Annotated in this window: 15 protein-coding genes; 9 read left to right on the forward strand and 6 right to left on the reverse strand. The window is 55.0% G+C overall.

Annotated elements, in window-relative coordinates; genetic code table 11:
* Positions 1 to 5: 5 nt before the first annotated feature.
* Entirely contained in the window at positions 6 to 1,532 is a 1,527-nt protein-coding gene (locus tag K5Y33_RS05720) for a glycerol-3-phosphate dehydrogenase (protein WP_222233429.1), read from the reverse strand.
* A 10-nt stretch (positions 1,533 to 1,542) separates the two neighbouring features.
* Positions 1,543 to 3,090, reverse strand: a complete 1,548-nt coding sequence (locus K5Y33_RS05725) for an FGGY-family carbohydrate kinase (RefSeq protein WP_222233430.1) — start codon at positions 3,088 to 3,090, stop codon at positions 1,543 to 1,545.
* A 423-nt stretch (positions 3,091 to 3,513) separates the two neighbouring features.
* Between K5Y33_RS05725 and K5Y33_RS05730 the strand changes: the two genes are divergently transcribed.
* The 8 genes from K5Y33_RS05730 (at position 3,514) to K5Y33_RS05765 (ending at position 10,713) form a co-directional block, all read left to right on the forward strand.
* On the forward strand, positions 3,514 to 4,167 hold the full coding sequence (locus K5Y33_RS05730; RefSeq protein ID WP_222233431.1) for a DUF2291 domain-containing protein: 654 nt from the start codon (positions 3,514 to 3,516) through the stop codon (positions 4,165 to 4,167).
* Positions 4,164 to 5,702 carry a sugar ABC transporter ATP-binding protein gene (locus K5Y33_RS05735; protein ID WP_217546622.1) on the forward strand — a complete coding sequence of 513 codons (1,539 nt, stop codon included), beginning with the start codon at positions 4,164 to 4,166 and terminating at the stop codon, positions 5,700 to 5,702. The genes K5Y33_RS05730 and K5Y33_RS05735 overlap by 4 nt, the downstream gene beginning before the upstream one ends.
* Before the next feature lie 22 nt (positions 5,703 to 5,724).
* Complete coding sequence (locus tag K5Y33_RS05740) at positions 5,725 to 6,780, forward strand: ABC transporter permease (RefSeq protein ID WP_222233432.1); 1,056 nt, start codon at positions 5,725 to 5,727, stop codon at positions 6,778 to 6,780.
* Between the two features lie 73 nt (positions 6,781 to 6,853).
* Positions 6,854 to 7,801 (forward strand): D-ribose ABC transporter substrate-binding protein, encoded by a 948-nt coding sequence (locus tag K5Y33_RS05745; RefSeq protein ID WP_101764388.1) that lies wholly within the window; start codon positions 6,854 to 6,856, stop codon positions 7,799 to 7,801.
* A gap of 186 nt (positions 7,802 to 7,987) precedes the next feature.
* Positions 7,988 to 8,848, forward strand: coding sequence for a DeoR/GlpR family DNA-binding transcription regulator (locus K5Y33_RS05750; RefSeq protein WP_101764389.1), 861 nt, complete (start codon positions 7,988 to 7,990; stop codon positions 8,846 to 8,848).
* A gap of 195 nt (positions 8,849 to 9,043) precedes the next feature.
* On the forward strand, positions 9,044 to 9,775 hold the full coding sequence (locus tag K5Y33_RS05755; RefSeq protein WP_222233433.1) for a YoaK family protein: 732 nt from the start codon (positions 9,044 to 9,046) through the stop codon (positions 9,773 to 9,775).
* A gap of 202 nt (positions 9,776 to 9,977) precedes the next feature.
* The gene (locus K5Y33_RS05760; protein ID WP_222233434.1) at positions 9,978 to 10,187 is read left to right on the forward strand and encodes an osmotically-inducible lipoprotein OsmB; all 210 of its coding nucleotides are present in this window, start codon (positions 9,978 to 9,980) and stop codon (positions 10,185 to 10,187) included.
* A 94-nt stretch (positions 10,188 to 10,281) separates the two neighbouring features.
* Complete coding sequence (locus K5Y33_RS05765; protein ID WP_110866155.1) at positions 10,282 to 10,713, forward strand: hypothetical protein; 432 nt, start codon at positions 10,282 to 10,284, stop codon at positions 10,711 to 10,713.
* A gap of 28 nt (positions 10,714 to 10,741) precedes the next feature.
* Here the strand turns inward: K5Y33_RS05765 and idnD are convergent, their stop codons facing one another.
* From idnD to K5Y33_RS05785, 4 genes are all read right to left on the reverse strand, one after another.
* Entirely contained in the window at positions 10,742 to 11,782 is a 1,041-nt protein-coding gene (gene idnD / locus K5Y33_RS05770) for an L-idonate 5-dehydrogenase (protein WP_255610235.1), read from the reverse strand.
* 11 nt (positions 11,783 to 11,793) lie between these two features.
* Positions 11,794 to 13,149 carry an MFS transporter gene (locus K5Y33_RS05775; protein WP_222233857.1) on the reverse strand — a complete coding sequence of 452 codons (1,356 nt, stop codon included), beginning with the start codon at positions 13,147 to 13,149 and terminating at the stop codon, positions 11,794 to 11,796.
* A gap of 17 nt (positions 13,150 to 13,166) precedes the next feature.
* Positions 13,167 to 14,459: an MFS transporter gene (locus tag K5Y33_RS05780; RefSeq protein WP_222233435.1), complete on the reverse strand. Its 1,293-nt coding sequence runs from the start codon at positions 14,457 to 14,459 to the stop codon at positions 13,167 to 13,169.
* Positions 14,460 to 14,533: 74 nt separating this feature from the next.
* Entirely contained in the window at positions 14,534 to 15,301 is a 768-nt protein-coding gene (locus K5Y33_RS05785) for an SDR family oxidoreductase (RefSeq protein ID WP_222233436.1), read from the reverse strand.
* A gap of 286 nt (positions 15,302 to 15,587) precedes the next feature.
* Between K5Y33_RS05785 and K5Y33_RS05790 the strand changes: the two genes are divergently transcribed.
* Complete coding sequence (locus tag K5Y33_RS05790; RefSeq protein WP_110866446.1) at positions 15,588 to 16,289, forward strand: FadR/GntR family transcriptional regulator; 702 nt, start codon at positions 15,588 to 15,590, stop codon at positions 16,287 to 16,289.
* Positions 16,290 to 16,325: the final 36 nt, after the last annotated feature.

Here is a 16,325-nt window from a genome sequence, read left to right on the forward strand (position 1 = left end):
ACCTCTTATCCGGCATGCGCACGCAGCGGCGCGGGAGCAGCAAAGGTGGCGTTGAACCACTGGGTGAAAGCCTGTTGCTGCGCGTCATCGAGGTGCAACTTATGCTTGGTGCGGCGCCACAACACATCCTCGGCCTGCTGCGCCCACTCGTTTACCACCAAATAACGCACCTCGGCTTCGTACAGCTGCCCACCAAAATGGCGGCCAAGATCGCCCAGCGCATTGGCATGACCGATCAGCTTATCGATACGCGTGCCATACAGCCGCGCATAGTGTTTACGCAGCGCCTGCGGTAGCCACGGCCAGCGCGCTTTGACCTGCTCTAAGAAACTGTCGAAATCGGCGTGTGGCATATCGCCGCCCGGTAAGGTGGCGCCCCGCGTCCAGTCCGCGCCCATGTTGGGGAAGAACGGTGCCAGTTTCTGTATCGCGTGTTCAGCCAGCTTGCGGAAGGTGGTGATCTTGCCGCCAAACACATGCAGCAGCGGGGCGTTTTGTTGATCGTCGAGATCAAACACGTAATCACGCGTCACCGCCGATGGATTGCCTTTGCCGTCATCAAACAGCGGACGCACGCCGGAGAAGCGCGTGATCACATCACTGGCGCGCAGTTTCACCTTGAAGTAGCGATTCACCACTTCGATCAGATATTGCTGCTCGCTGTCGTCGGCGGTAACCGCTTCCGCTTTGCCTTGCCACGGAATATCGGTGGTGCCGATCAGCGCTTTATCGCCTTCATACGGATTAATAAAGATCACCCGCTTGTCGGTGTTCTGCACCAGATACGCCTGCTGACCTTCCCAGAATTTCGGCACGATGATATGCGAGCCTTTGACCAGTCGCACGTTGCGACTGCTTGTGGTGTGCGTGACCTGATTGACGATATCCAGCACCCACGGTCCGGCGGCGTTAACCAGCACTTTGGCAAACACGGTGCGTGAGGTACCGCTGGCATCCTGCAGGGTGATTTCCCACTTGCCGTTATGACGTGTCGCCGCTACGCAGCGGGTACGCGGCAGAATGGTGGCGCCGCGCTCGGCGGCATCCAGCGCATTCAGCGTCACCAGCCGCGCATCATCCACCCAGCAATCAGAGTACTCGAATCCTTTACTGTAACAGTCCAGCAGCGGCGCACCTTCGGGATCGCGGCGTAAATCCAGCGAACGCGTGCCCGGCAGTTTCTGACGGCCGCCAAGGTGGTCATATAAAAACAGGCCAAGGCGCACCAGCCACGCCGGGCGATCGGTTGGGCTGTGCGGCAAGACAAACCGCATCGGCCAGATGATATGTGGTGCGGCGTTGAGCAGCACTTCGCGCTCGATCAGCGCCTCACGCACCAGTCGAAACTCGTAATACTCCAGATAACGCAGCCCGCCGTGCACCAGCTTGCCGGAGCGCGATGACGTGCCCTGCGCGAGGTCATCTTTCTCGCACATCATCACCGACAATCCGCGACCGGCAGCGTCACGCGCGATACCGGCACCGTTGATACCGCCGCCAATCACAAACAGATCCAGCATGTGTTCACTCATGATTTACTCCTTAAAACTGTTTTAGCGCGTGCCAGGCGGCAGGAAGATCGTTACGCAGCTGCTGATAGGTGGGGAACAGCTGGTTATAGCGCTGCATCAGTTCGCTCGCGGGCGCTTCGGGCGCATCCAGCAGCGGCATCACCCAGGTTTTGACGCAGCTCTCCATCGACGGATACGCGCCAATCGCCACCGCCGCCATCATCGCGGCACCGGCCGCTCCGGCTTCGTCGCGCTGGCTGATGCGCACCGGCGCACCAATGCAGGCAGATAAAATCTGGCGTAACGGCTGCGAACGCACCGCGCCGCCGGTTAAACGGATTTCTCCCGGCAAACTGCCCATCGCCTGATAGCAATCGCGCGCCGCAAAGCCGATGCCTTCGATGACCGCCCGCACCAGATCGCCAAAATTGTGGGTGTAACTCAGGCCGGTAAAGCTGGCGCGCGCCTCGGCATTAACAAACGGTCCGCGCTCACCGGCAATCGAGATATACGGGTGATAGAGCAGGCTGCCGGGCTTCGCCGCGTTGAGCCAGCGATCGATATGGCCCACCAAACGGGCATGATCGATTTCACAGCCAAAACTGTTAAGCAGATCGCTGGCGAGATTCAGTAGCCAGTCAAGATTGAGCGTTGATGCCATATTGGTTTGCACCTGCGTGACATAACCCGGCCACGGCAGTGGGATCACGTAGCCGGTTTGTGCCGGATTCAGCCACACCTCATCAATGGCGACGCTGCGCAGATGCACGCCGGTCGAGCCAACAATCGAGCAGGCGGTATTGGCTTCGCCGGTGTGCACGCCAGCGCCAAGCGCGGTCATCGCCATATCGACATAGCCGAGGCAGATTGGCGTGCCAGCCCGTAAACCGGTGGCCTGCGCGGCTTCCGCGGTTAACGGATGCGTGGTTTCTGTGCCTTCAATGATCTCCGGCAGCAGATGACGATGCTGTTCCAGGCCTAGCGCGGCAATCACCTGATCGTCATAGCGCTGGTGGCGGAAGTTGCCAAAGGTAAAGCTGGCCTCAGAGGGGTCGGTGGCGCGGATGCCGGTGAGATTGAGGTAGAGCCAATCTTTGCAGTGCAGCGCCACTTCGCTGTTAGCTAACAGCTCGGGATAGAAGTGATCCATGTGCGCCAGCTGCGATCCCTGCTGACAGGTGTTGAGTCCGGTGCCGGTAGCGCGAAAGCGCGCGGCGGCTAACGGGTGCTGATTGAGTTTTTCAACCGTTGGTGCCGCGCGCGCATCCAGCCAGATCCAGGCATCGCCGACCGGCTGATTGTTGGCACCCACCAGCCAGCTGCCGTCGCCTTGCGCGGTGACGGCCACGGCAACCACCCGCGCGGCCAGGTTGTCGACACGCTCGCCCAGTTTGCGTATCGCCGTGACTGCATCCTGCCAGGTTTGGCTCATTGACTGCTGCGCCGCGCCGCCTTCGCTGCGGTAATAACGGTTACGCACCGATGCGCATGCCAGTTGCGTGCCTTCCAGATCAAACGCCACCGCTTTAACCACCGAGGTGCCGGAATCCAGACCCAGAATGATATCGCCACTGTCCACATACACCTCCGAAAGAAGAAGAGTTAAATTCATCGCCGCCAAAACCGAAAGGTGTTAACGGGCTGTGATGAATTTGCTAAATAATGTCTTACACCACTTCTCACTGAGATAACATATCAACTGTATTATTTTTCGATAAAACCAATAAATTTCACTTGAAATAGCGATTGTGATCACGAATCAGGCGTCAAAACCTTACAGATTGAAATGAGATAACACGGCGAACAGGCTGATAGAGCGGGGTTTATTGCGCTTTGTGATGGGGCCGACATCAATTAAGCGATCCAGATCGCTCTCCAGAAAAATTTGCGCGTCACCTGTTGACAATTTAGTCACATCAGCACAATTCTCATCACACAAGTTATCACATTTATAACATTATCGGCGCGATTATCGCAGCTGATGTCAGTGAGAGGTCACGTTATGTCCGATGTCTCAATTCAGGCCCAGCAAATTTCCCGCAAGCGCGTGCGGTGCTACGCCACCCTCGGCGTGATGGTGATTGCGCTGATCGCGGCGATGGCGCTCGACACCAAGGTGGTAAAAATTGGCTCCGCCGAAGATGCGCAGGAGCAAGGCTTCTCCCCCGACAGTTACGGCCAGAAAACCTTCCCGACCATCCAGCAGGATGTGGCATCACGCGCAGTAGACGCCAAAACGTTAGCCGATGCGCTGCAAACTAATCAGCAGGAAGCGGTGCAGAAATATGGCGTTGGCGCACCGCTGCCGGTCTTTGCCGTCAAGTTCTCCGGTGTGGTGCAAGCCGGGCAGATGGGCATCTTCCCGCTGAAAATCGATGGATTAGCAGGTGATATGCAGGTGCGGTTGCAAACCGGTCCGGCGATTACCGGCACCGATCTGCGTGACGCTAACGGCAAGATCCAGTTCGGTGATTTCACGAACCAAATCGAATATCAAAATGCCGGTTCCGCCATCAATCGTGCGATGAAAAGCGCAGTGCTCGACAAGCTGGATCGTGATGCGTTGCCGGGCAAAACCGTGCAGGTGATTGGCGTGTTCCGCTTACTCAACGCGAAAAACTGGATGGTGACGCCGGTCAGCATGGAGGTGAAATGAAACCGTTCAATCTCAATCCCGCCTTGCTGAAAGGCGAAGTGATCCTGCAAGCGCGCAACGTCAGCAAAGTGTACGGCTCCACGCACGCGCTGAAGGGCGTCAATTTCGAAATTCGTCGTGGCGAAGTGACCACGCTGTTTGGTGAAAACGGCGCGGGTAAATCGACGCTGATGAAAATTTTGTCTGGTGTGATTACGCCAACAACCGGGGAAATCTTGTTACACGGCGAGGAGAAGACCTTTCGATCCGCCACCGAAGCGCGGGACTGTGGCATCTCGATTATCCATCAGGAGCTGAATCTCGCGCCGAATATGAACGTGCGCGACAACATCTTTATGGGCCGCGAAATCATGAAGCCGGGCGGCGTCGATTATGCCGAAGAGGCGCGCGTAACAGCGCACCTGATGGCGGCGCTGGAGGAGGAGATCGATCCGCTGACGCCGGTGGAAAACCTGCGTCTGGGACAGCAGCAGATTGTGGAGATTGCCCGCGCGCTGTCGGTGAATTCGCAGATTCTGATCATGGATGAACCGACCTCGGCACTGAGCGCGGCGGAAGTGGCGGTGCTGTTTCAGGTCATCCGTGATTTAACCAGCCAGGGCGTGGCGATTGTCTATATCTCGCATCATCTGGAAGAGGCACTGGAGATTACCGATCGGGCGGTGGTGCTGCGCGATGGCGTGATGACCGCCTATGCCAAACGCGATGAGATCGATCTCGAATGGATCGTGCGCAACATGGTGGGCGATCACTTTGATCTGGGATCGCCGCCGCAGGGCTACGACTTCGGGCTGCCGGCGCTAACGGTGAAAGATCTGACGCTGAAAAGTAAAACCGGCATTCGGCTGGTGGACAACTTATCGCTGGCGGTGCAAGCCGGGGAGATTGTCTGCATTTACGGGCTGATGGGCGCGGGGCGCACCGAGCTGCTGGAGTGCATCGCCGGACGTCTGCAGCAAAGCAGCGGTCACATTCTATTGCAGGACACCGATATCTCCGCGCTAACCATCTCACAACGCATTCAAATTGGGCTGGCGCTGGTGCCGGAAGATCGGCAGCGCGATGGCCTGGTACAAACCATGTCGGTGGGAGAAAACCTGTCGCTCGCCAGCATCGGCGACTTTGTACGCGGACTGGTGCTCTCCAGAAGCCGGGAAAAACAGCTGGTCAACGACAGCATTCGTAACGTGACGGTGAAAACCGCTGGTGGCGATGCGGCGATTGGATCGCTCTCCGGCGGCAATCAACAAAAAGTGGTGATCGGCAAAATGCTCGCCACCCGTCCCAAAGTGATACTGCTGGATGAGCCGAGCCGCGGCATCGACATCGGCGCCAAAGCGGAAGTGTTTCGCCTGCTGGCGGAGAATGCCAAAAAGGGGCTGGCGGTGGTGTATACCACCTCGGAAGTGGGCGAATGCCTGAGTATTGCCCATCGCATTGTGGTGATGAGCAAAGGGCGCATCTCCGCCATCTTCGACGCAAGCGTCAGTAAAGAACGCATTATGGCCGCTTCAGGCGAGTCTCTGGTGGCATGACATGAAAAGTGGAGCAAAAGGTATGACTGACAGAACCCAAACGCTGGACACGCCGCCGGTGGTCAACAAGAAAAAAAGCGACAAGCAGCTGAATGTGGCGCGTCTGCTGCTGGAAGGGCGCGCGTTTATCGCGCTGCTGGTGATTATCGCTACCTTCTCCATGTTGTCGCCCAACTACTTTACCGGCGCTAACTTTCTCACCATGGCGTCGCACGTGGCGATCTTCGGTTTGCCGGCGATCGGCATGCTGCTGGTGATCCTCAACGGTGGCATTGATTTATCGGTGGGCTCCACGCTCGGTCTCGCTGGAGTGATGGCCGGATTTATGATGCAGGGCATCAACCTCGAAGCGCTCGGCGTGGTGCTCTATCTGCCGGTGTGGGCGGTGGCGATTTTGACGCTGGCGGTGGGCGCGCTGGTGGGATTAGTCAACGGCGTGCTGATCGCCTGGTTCCGCGTTCCGGCCTTCGTCGCCACGCTCGGCACCATGTATGTGGCGCGCGGCATTGCGCTGCTGATCACTAATGGTCTGACCTACAACAAACTCTCCGGCAGCGAAGCGCTGGGGAATACCGGTTTCGACTGGCTCGGTTTTAATCGCCTCTTCAATATCCCGGTTGGCGTGCTGGTGCTGGGCGTGGTGGCGCTGGCGTGTGGTTTCCTGCTTAGCCGCTCAGCGTTTGGTCGCTGGCTGTACGCGTCGGGTGGTAACGAACGTGCGGCCGATCTGTCGGGTGTGCCGGTGAAGCGCATCAAAATCAGCGTCTATGTGTTGTCTGGCGTCTGCGCGGCACTCGCCGGGCTGGTGCTCTCCTCACAGCTCACCTCGGCCGGCCCAACTGCTGGTACCACTTATGAACTGACTGCGATTGCGGCAGTGGTGATTGGTGGTGCGGCCCTGACCGGTGGACGCGGCAACGTGCGCGGCACGCTGCTTGGCGCGTTCGTGATTGGTTTTCTCTCTGATGGCCTGGTGATTATCGGCGTCTCTGCTTACTGGCAGACGGTGTTCACTGGTGCCGTGATCGTGCTGGCGGTATTGCTCAACACCTTGCAATACGGACGACGCGCTCGCTAACTCACGCGCGCTGTTTCAGCAGCGCGCGGATATCCGTAAAACCTGTACCCCAAATAATAACGGAGCACCAACTATGTTCACTAAACGTCTCTTCATCGCGGCTGCGGCTATGGCTATCACCACTTTTGCTGCACCCACCTGGGCAGATAACGGGTTAATGACCATCATCGTTAACGATCCTTCCAACCCTTACTGGCTAACGGAAGGCCAGGTAGCGCAGAAAGCGGCGGAAAAGCTGGGCTACAGCGCCAAAGTCAGTGCGCACAAAGGCGATACCAATACCGAAAGTCAGCTGATTGATACGGCGATCACCAATAAATCGAAGGCGATTATTCTCGATCCGGCGAACGCCGATGGTTCGGTCGGCTCGGTGAAAAAGGCCATCGCCGCCAATATTCCGGTATTTATCATCAATGCCGAACTGAACCAGAGCGGGCTCGCCAAAGCGCAGTTGGTTTCTAACAACGCGCAGGGCGCGGCGGTTGGCGCAATGGAGTGGGTGAAGCAGGTGGGCGATAGTGCGAACTATGTCGAGCTGGTCGGCCCGCCGTCAGATAATAACGCCGCTACCCGCGCCAACGGTTTTGATACGGTGCTGTCGCAATATCCCACGCTGAAGAAAGTCGGTCAGGAAGTGGCTAACTGGGATCGCACACAAGGCTTTAACAAAATGCAGTCACTGCTGCAAGCCAATCCCAACATTAAAGGCGTGATCAGCGGCAACGACGAAATGGCGCTGGGCGCGATCGCTGCGTTGAAAGAAGCTGGCAAGCTGAATCAGATTAAAGTCGGCGGTTTTGACGGTTCACCGGATGCGGTTGACGCTGTGAAAGCCGGTACGCTGGCCTACACCGTAATGCAGCCGGTGGCGCAGTTCGCGCAGAAAGCGGTAGAGCAGGCGGATAGCTTCCTGAAAACCGGTAAGACCGGTGCGGCCTCCGAGAAGCAGCTGTTTGACTGCATCCTGATCACTAAAGAGAACGCCGGTAACTTTGCTTCACCGTTTGTTCTGAAGCAGTAAAAGTTGCGCAATAAATTGCGCCACTACGCTATGTGCGTTTTTTATAACAACCACCTTTGAAACGCACGTATTCGTAGCGGCGCGATTTATCACGCAGTGTAACGTTAGTCGCAATTTGCCAAAATCCGTATTAAACGCTGTAATGAGTGCCGAAAACGCTTCTCGCTTCACTTTCCCGGATGAAATATGGCGCATAACCCGCAGGACTCTTCACTTGGCGTATTTATGGCCGAAACCTTACCCAGCGATAGCCGCCAGGCGCGTCAACTGGCCCGTCGCCAGTTAATCGCCGAAGCGGTGATGGCAGAAGGGGCGATTCGCATCGAAGACATCACCGATCGCTTCGGCATTAGTTTGATGACCGCCCATCGTGATATCGACGAAATGGTTGAGCGCGGCCTGCTGCATAAATCACGCGGCGTGGTGTCCGCGACGCCAACTAGTCTGGTTGAATCCAGCGATATCTATCGCGCCACGCGTCAGCTGGAAGAGAAACAGGCGATTGCCGATGTCGCCGCGACCTACCTCGAACCGGGACAGGCGATTTTCCTCGATGATTCCACCACCGTGCAGCAGATGGCGCGGCTGCTCTCGGCGCGCGCGCCGCTGACGGTGATCACCAACTCCCTGACCCTCATGAACGAGCTGCGCAATGGCCGCGATATCACTTTGATGGGCCTCGGCGGACAGTTCTATCACTGGTGCAATGCTTTTATGGGCCGCATGACGCGGGATGAAATTGCCAGCCTGCGCGCCGACGTGTTTTTCGTCAGTATGTCAGCGATTATCGATGATGCAGTGTTCCACCAATCCGCAGAAACGGTGGAGACCAAACGCGCGATGTTTGATGCCGCGCAGAAGCGCATTCTGATGATGGATAACACCAAGTTTGAACGCCGGGCGCTGCACCGTTTTGCGCATCTGAGTGAATTCGATGTGGTAATTGTTAATCAGGGCACGCCAGTGCCTATTTTGCGGCGTATGCAGGATTTAGGCGTGAATGTGGTGGTCGCCCCGATGAAAATAAATCATTCGGTTAATTCCTGAAAAGGCGGGCATCGTAAATGGCGACCTTTATATGACGTGCCAATCTTTACATTAATTTAAATATATCCCGCCTCGTTGATTTTTTTTACTTTCTTTAATCTGCTCAGCGTCTTATTCGGGGATTTCCTGGTTATGTACGCTGCGTAGTGCTCTATGGTTATTATTCGGCCCTGGTTCAGAATAATGAGGTATCTGATGCTGATTAAACTTAAACGCACACGAACGCATGATGAGGACAGGAATCTGGCAATGTGGCTCGCCACGGCCGCCGGTGTGCTCAATGCAATCGCCTTGGGGGCGTTTGGCTTTTTCCCCTCGCATATGTCAGGTAATACCTCTCAATTATCCAGTGAAGTATCGAACGTTAATTTCCGTGATATCACCTTTTTGGCCACCATCCTGTTTGCCTTTGTTTGTGGTGCGGTCACGGCGAGAATAGTGGTGATCAGCGGATTAGCCAATGGCAATCGCATTATATTCTGCCAAATATTGTGGGTTGAAGGGCTGGCCTTAATAGCGTTATCGCTGTTTGAAATGTTCTTTTATTCGTCGGCCAACAACCGGGAAGTTATTGTCATTCTGGGCTTCCTGATGGGCGTGCATAATTCAACCTCTACGCAGTTATCCAATGGCCGCGTGCGCTCCACCCATATTACCGGCACGTTAACCGATGCCGGAATTTCGCTGGCATCGGTATTAACCGCGCTGTTCCGCCGCGATCCGTCAAAACAGTTCTCAGGCCAGAAACGTCAGCTGTTGACGCATCTGACCACGATATTTTCCTTCCTGATCGGCGGGATTGTCGGCCTGATGATGTTTAAACATCTAGGTTTTAAAGCCATGTCGATGGTCGGCGGCATACTGCTGATTGTTGCCACATTGGCGATGGTGAGAACGGTGGCACGGGTAAAGCGGGCGGCTTCCTGAAATGATGGAGTGTGTGCAAGGCGGCGACTTTTTCGCCGCCTCGCTAGTGCCAGCCGCAAATAAGAATTTTTACCTTCCGTCTCATCATAAAACACCTTAAATTCACGCCGACGAGCAGTGCCAGTCACAACAGATTGGGTATTTTAACAACAATCAAATAAACACTTTTGCATGCCATCTATTCATGGCAGTGAGGCTTTGTATGCTTTTAAAACGCAGCTGTAATATTGCTATTGTCGTACTGGTCATGTTTTCTGTTACCGCGTGTGGCATGTCGCATCGTGGCAGAAATACCGCGATTGGTGCTGGTGTTGGTGCGGTAGGCGGTGCGGTACTTACCGGTGGTAGCACCTTCGGTACATTGGGTGGCGCGACGATCGGTGGTTTAATCGGGCACGAAGTTAGCAGGTAAGGCAATATTCTCGCGTAACTATGAACTTTATTTCACTCTCATTTATGCTGCATAGGATATCAATACTGTTCCTACCGCAAAAAGAGGTGATGACATGGAGTTCCACCGTAAAAACTGGCATGAGAAAGCCTTCGATTTAGCGAATCGAGGTATTTCACTTGGTTCGCTGGGTGAGCATCAGGCTGCAGCCTGTTCATGGGGTGCAGCTGCTGAATTAGCCAAAGCGCATCTGCGAGATGACGATATCTATTTCTGGATTATGAGCGGCTATGGCGCAATATTAATCCAGTGTCAGCGCTATCAAGAAGCAATTGAAGCGGCGAAAGAAGCCCTCGATTGGGAAGCGCAACAAAACCAAATACTTTCCCGAATGACGCTTGCGCGTGCGCTCTATGCTCTGGGCGCAGTTGATGGCGCAAAATTTTATTTTCAGCAAATTTATGACATGCAAGGTGATGGCATTTTTGCTGCATTACCCGAATTCGAGCACGCCACCCTGAAGGATTTAGTCCGTTTCAGGAAATAACCGGAGAGGCTTTCTCTCCGGTTGTCCTTCAGAAAACCAGCTGGACTTTAGCCGCTCGCTCTTTATCCGCCGCCAGCTCCAGCGCGAGTGCAGCATCCTGCATGGGCATTTCGGCTGAAAGCAGCGGCAGCGGATTGATTTTGCCTTGCTCAAGCCAGCGTACTGCAGTAGTGAATTCGCTGGTGAAGCGGAAAGATCCGCGTAGCTGTATCTCTTTGACCAGCAACGGCCCGATGGGATAGTTTACCTCTGCCGCGCCCATGCCAAGCTGCACGATAATGCCGCCCGGACGGGTAAAGGCGACCAGCGAAGCCACCGCCGCGCCTGCGCCGGAAGCTTCAAAACAGACATCAAAACTGCCGCCATTTTCTGTCCAGCGCTCAATTTGCTGTTCGTCACGCGGATCCAGCGCCGCGCTGGCACCCATATTGATCGCCAACTGACGACAACGTTCGCTGATGTCGGTAGCCACCACTTCGGTGGCACCCGAAGCCAGTGCCGCCGCGATGACCAGACAACCGATCGGTCCGGCGCCGGTGACCAGCACGCGCTTGCCGGTCAGATCGCCAGCCTGGCGTACCGCATGAATACACACCGCCAGCGGTTCGGCAAAGGCCATCACTTTGGCATCCGCGCCATCGCTGTACGGTACGCACTGCACGGGATTAACCGCCACATATTGGGCAAATCCGCCGTTAACATGCGGGAAAAACTGCGCGCTGCCCATAAAGCGCATTGAGCGACAAAGATTCTGTTTTCCTTCCTGACACAGCGCGCACAGCTGGCACGGTTGGGAAGGGTTTATCGCCACGCGCTGGCCAACCTTCAGGTCGCTGTTTTCTGGCACTTGCTCGATGATGCCAACAAATTCATGGCCTAAAATCATCGGCGCTTTCAGTACTGACATGCCCGCGCGGCCATGCTGGAAATAGTGAATATCCGAGCCACAAATCCCGCCACGTTCAACTTTGACTAACACTTGCTGCGCGTTCCACTCAATTTCCCGCGACTCACAGCGCACATCATGTGCGGCATTGACGATCACCGCGTTCACTGTTTTCTGCTGCATTATGCTTCTCTCTATGCGTTTGAAGGGGTTTCAAATTTCTTCTTATTTTCAGCCGGTTGTTCGCCGGGCGGCGTCATCACTTCAATTTTGCCAACCAGCAGCAGGTAGGCCAAAAAGCCCATCAGTGCGACGGCAGCGATGTACCACATCGCGTATTGGAAGTTGTGGGTGCGCTGCAAAATAACGCCGATGATGATCGGACTGACAATGCCGGAGAGATTGCCAAAAATATTCAGAAAGCCGCCGATGGTGCCGATTAAGTGGCGCGGAATCACATCGCTGCACACCACCCAGCCGAGATTAGAGAAGGCGTTGGCGAAGAAGGCGATAGAGAGAATAGCGATGGCAATTACCGGGCTGTCCTGGAAGAAATTCACTAGCGCAATCGAACAGGTGAGCAACATCCCCAGCATTACCGGCAGCTTGCGTGCAAAGGTGCGGCTGCGGCCACGCTTGAGCAGGAAATCACTCAGCGTTCCGCCGCACAGCACGCCAGCCATCGCCATCAGATAAGGGAACATTGCGCCAATCCCCGCTTTATCGATCGACAGATGCAGCCCTTTTTCCAGATAGACAATAAACCAGGTCAGGAAAAAGTAGAGCGTCGATGAGGCCGCGAACTGCGCGATAAACAAACCCCAGGTGGTGCGCTGGCGCAGAATGTATTTTACCGACTGCCAGTTAACCTTGCCGTTTCCGGTTTGCTGATTCACTGAACTGTGGCCGCCGCCTTTGCGGATGATATCGAGTTCCGCATCATTCACTTTGCTGCTGTGCTGCGGGTCGCGATAGACAATCAGCCAGTAAATGCCGAACACAATGCCCACCAGGCCAGAGAGATAAAATGACATCTCCCAACCCCATTGAGAGACGATAAACGACAGCACCGGCGTCAGCAGCGCCAGACCAATGTATTGCGCGCTGGAATAGGTTGCCGTTGCACGCGCACGTTCATGGTCGGGAAACCAGGTGGCGATGATTTTGGTGTTGGAGGGAAAAGAGGGCGCTTCTGCTACGCCAATTAGCGCGCGGCACACCAACAGCATCATAAATGACGCGGTGGCGGTGGTGAAAAAGTGATGCGACGCCAATCCCATTAGCAGGGTAAACAGGCTCCACAACACAATCGCGCTGCCGTACAGCCAGCGCGAACCAATACGGTCAAGCAGATAGCCGACCGGAATCTGGCTCAGAGCATAAAACCAGGTAAACATCGAAAACAGTAAACCTAACTGCGTGGCGGATAAGAAAAACTCGCCCTGAATATGAGAACCGGCTACCGCCAGGTTAGCGCGATCCATATAGTTGATAGCGGTGACAATAAACAGCATGAATAAAACGCTTAAACGCGTGCGCGTGGGTTTCATGGTCATGACTTCATTCTCTATGAGTGTGCAGAGCGGGTTTGTGCCGTTGGCGTGCTCAGGCTACTAAAGGTGGTCAGCGTGGTGAGTAATACCGCCACAACCAGCGATCCGCCCATAAATACATAAGAGGCCGCTGGGCTGCCGGTCAGGCCATTGAGATAGCCCACAATCCACGCGCCGACGAAAGATCCCAACGCACCGAAGCAGACCACGAAGGACATCGCGCCCGCCACAACGTTGCGTGGCAGCATCTCAGGGATCGCAGCGAAGAAGGGTCCGTACGGCGTGTACATCGCACCGCCCGCGATCACCAGCAGCACCCATGAGAGCCAGAAGTGCGTCGCACCGAGCGTAAAGGAAGCAATGAAGCACACCGCGCCCAGCCCAAGGAAAAGCAGCACGATGTTTTTACGCTGCTGGTATTTATCGGAGAACCAGGATGCGGTCAGCATCAGCGGCACGGCGAGCAGATAGGGCGCGGCTGAGAGCCAGCCGGTCGCGACGATGCCCATGCCGGACGCGCTCTTCAGCATGGAAGGCAGCCACATGATGAAACCGTACATGCCGATATTCCAGAAGAAGTGGATAAACGCCAGCGCCAGCACTTTAGGCGAGCGGAAAGCTTCACGGTAATTCTTAACCGGTTTGATCGACTGCTGCTCTGCCGCCAGCGCGTTTTCCACCGCGCGCTTTTCGGCCTCGCTCAGCCATTTGGCATCACGCGGTCGGTCGGCATAAATTTTCCACCAGATGAACGCCCATAAGATGGCAGGCACGCCTTCAATAATGAACATGCCGCGCCAGCCAAAGGCGTTCACCAGATAGCCGGAGAGAATCGACATCCACAACACGGTAATCGGATTGCCGAGGAACAGAAAGGTGTTGGCTTTGGAACGCTCCGCGCGCGTGAACCAGTGGCTGAGGAAGATCAGCATCGCCGGCATCACCACACTTTCTGCGACGCCGAGCAGGAAGCGGATCACCGCCAGCAGCGCCACGCTGTGCACCATGCCGGTGGCGGTGGCCAATGCGCCCCACAGGATCAGGCTCCAGAAAATCAGCTTCTTCGCCGAGTGCTTTTCCGCGTAAATGCCGCCCGGCACCTGAAAACAGAAATAACCGAGGAAAAACAGTGCGCCGAGTAATGCCGAAATGGCGGGCGTGATATTGAGATCTTCAGCCAGACCTGCGGCGGCACCAAAACCGTAGTTGGCACGATCGAGGTAGGCGAGGCTATAGGTAATAAAGGCAATCGGGATGAGTTTTCCCCACCGACTAGCCGGTAAAATCCCTGCAATATTCTGGTTCATGCTATGACCTCAGGTCGCTTGAGTAGGATACAGCTGAGTCTTGGTGCCCAGCTTAGGTCGTTTAAATCAGCCCGTTATAAGGTGGCGAGCCAGCCGCCATCCACGTAAATCATCTGTCCATTGACGTAATCGGAAGCAGAGGACGCCAGATAGATGGCGGTACCAACCAGTTCTTCGGGTTTTCCCCAGCGACCAGAAGGATTACTGCTGCAGACCCATTTATTGAACTCTTCGTTTTCGACCAGCGCTTCGTTCATATCGGTGAGGATATAGCCCGGCCCAATGCCGTTGGTCTGGATATTGAACGGCGCCCATTCAGCCGCCATCGATTTGGTTAACAGCTTGATGCCGCCTTTTGCCGCAGTGTAGGGCGCGACGGTAGGGCGCGCGGCTTCGCTGGTCAGCGATCCGATATTGATAATTTTCCCACCGCGCTGGCGTTCCACCATGCGTTTGGCTGCAGCACGTGAGACGAGGAACGCGCTGGTGAGATTGATATCCAGCACCCGCTGCCAGTCGCTCAATGCCAGTTCCAGCATCGGTTTGCGGAACTGAATGCCTGCGTTGTTGATCACGATGTCGACGTGAATGTTCTCTTCATCAAGCTGCTGGAATACCGCTTCAATCGCGGCTTCATCTGCCACATTGAACAGAAAGCCTCGGGCATCAAATCCTTGTTGCTGTAATTGCTCCAGCGCCTTATCCATGTGCTCCTGACGCGTGCCATTCAGCAGCACTTTTGCGCCGGCTTGCGCCAGGCCTTGTGCATAAGCAAATCCCAAACCGCGCGTTGAGCCGGTAATCAGGGCGGTTTTCCCGGAGAGGTTAAATAAGGTCTGCATAACAAAACGTCCTTCATGTAACATGACTAACAAGTTGGATGAGTTACTTTTACGTTATGCGCAGAAAGGCAGCAATTGGCAGGCGAGAGATTTGTAAGATATCTCACAATTTTTTAATGTCATCGTCAGAAGGTAATTATCTACTTTTGAAGATTAACCTAATGAAAGTAATAGTTAAATTTCGGGGTTTTGCAGTATCGCTTTTGCTGCGCGAAAAATTGCTGCTTGTGTTGCAAGCAGTGACGCGTTAAAAAGCGGTAGACATGTAGGACAAGTGAGTAAAGCCGTGGCGCTGGAAAGTATCCAAAAACATAATGTGGTTGATGTCATCTACGAGCAGATGAAGCAGAACATTCAGGATGGTCTGTGGGAGCCGGGCTGTAAGTTGCCGTCAGAAGCGGAATTGACCGCAACCTTTCAGGTGAGCCGCGTCAGCGTGCGGAGTGCCGTGCAGAAGCTGCGAGACCTTGGCGTGGTGGTGACGCATCAAGGGAAGGGTACCTATGTTACCCGCGAAGTGGCGCGCTACGGATCGTTCAGCGATAACCAGCCCATTCTGCACCTTTCGCAGGAAGAGTTTGATGATATGCGGGTTTTCCGTCAGACCGTCGAGTTCAAATGTATGGAGCTGGCAGTGCAGAACGCCACTGATGAGGATGTCAAAGTGCTGGAAAGCGCCTTAAATCGCATGCTGGTGAGTAAAGATGACTACAAGAAGTACTCGCTGGCGGACTACGATTTTCATCTGGCGATTGTGAAAGCTTCACACAACAAAGTGTTCATCCACGTCATGGAATCCCTCAAGGGGATTTATGTGCATTACCTCGAAGAGTTGAACCGCGTATTGGGCATTACGCTGGAAAGCGTTGAAGCCCACATTAAAGTCTTTATGGCGTTGAAAAACCGCGATGCCTCGCTGGCAGCCGAGACGCTTAATAGCGCGATGACACATAACGTGCACGCCATCGAGGATGTACGCCATAACTGAATAACCAAAAGCCCTGCACAGGGCTTTTTAATACAC

The organism is Pantoea sp. DY-17, from assembly GCF_019795975.1.
GTDB classification, from domain to species: Bacteria; Pseudomonadota; Gammaproteobacteria; order Enterobacterales; family Enterobacteriaceae; genus Pantoea; species Pantoea leporis.

Excerpts from the sequence above, each read along its gene's own strand:
- K5Y33_RS05785 (WP_222233436.1), bottom strand. The coding sequence starts at position 15,301 with ATGCAGACCTTATTTAACCTCTCCGGGAAAACCGCCCTGATTACCGGC.
- K5Y33_RS05760 (WP_222233434.1), top strand. The coding sequence starts at position 9,978 with ATGCTTTTAAAACGCAGCTGTAATATTGCTATTGTCGTACTGGTCATG.
- K5Y33_RS05750 (WP_101764389.1), top strand. The coding sequence starts at position 7,988 with ATGGCGCATAACCCGCAGGACTCTTCACTTGGCGTATTTATGGCCGAA.
- K5Y33_RS05740 (WP_222233432.1), top strand. The coding sequence starts at position 5,725 with ATGACTGACAGAACCCAAACGCTGGACACGCCGCCGGTGGTCAACAAG.
- K5Y33_RS05720 (WP_222233429.1), bottom strand. The coding sequence starts at position 1,532 with ATGAGTGAACACATGCTGGATCTGTTTGTGATTGGCGGCGGTATCAAC.
- K5Y33_RS05780 (WP_222233435.1), bottom strand. The coding sequence starts at position 14,459 with ATGAACCAGAATATTGCAGGGATTTTACCGGCTAGTCGGTGGGGAAAA.
- K5Y33_RS05755 (WP_222233433.1), top strand. The coding sequence starts at position 9,044 with ATGCTGATTAAACTTAAACGCACACGAACGCATGATGAGGACAGGAAT.
- K5Y33_RS05730 (WP_222233431.1), top strand. The coding sequence starts at position 3,514 with ATGTCCGATGTCTCAATTCAGGCCCAGCAAATTTCCCGCAAGCGCGTG.
- idnD (WP_255610235.1), bottom strand. The coding sequence starts at position 11,782 with ATGCAGCAGAAAACAGTGAACGCGGTGATCGTCAATGCCGCACATGAT.
- K5Y33_RS05775 (WP_222233857.1), bottom strand. The coding sequence starts at position 13,149 with ATGAAACCCACGCGCACGCGTTTAAGCGTTTTATTCATGCTGTTTATT.
- K5Y33_RS05765 (WP_110866155.1), top strand. The coding sequence starts at position 10,282 with ATGGAGTTCCACCGTAAAAACTGGCATGAGAAAGCCTTCGATTTAGCG.
- K5Y33_RS05745 (WP_101764388.1), top strand. The coding sequence starts at position 6,854 with ATGTTCACTAAACGTCTCTTCATCGCGGCTGCGGCTATGGCTATCACC.
- K5Y33_RS05735 (WP_217546622.1), top strand. The coding sequence starts at position 4,164 with ATGAAACCGTTCAATCTCAATCCCGCCTTGCTGAAAGGCGAAGTGATC.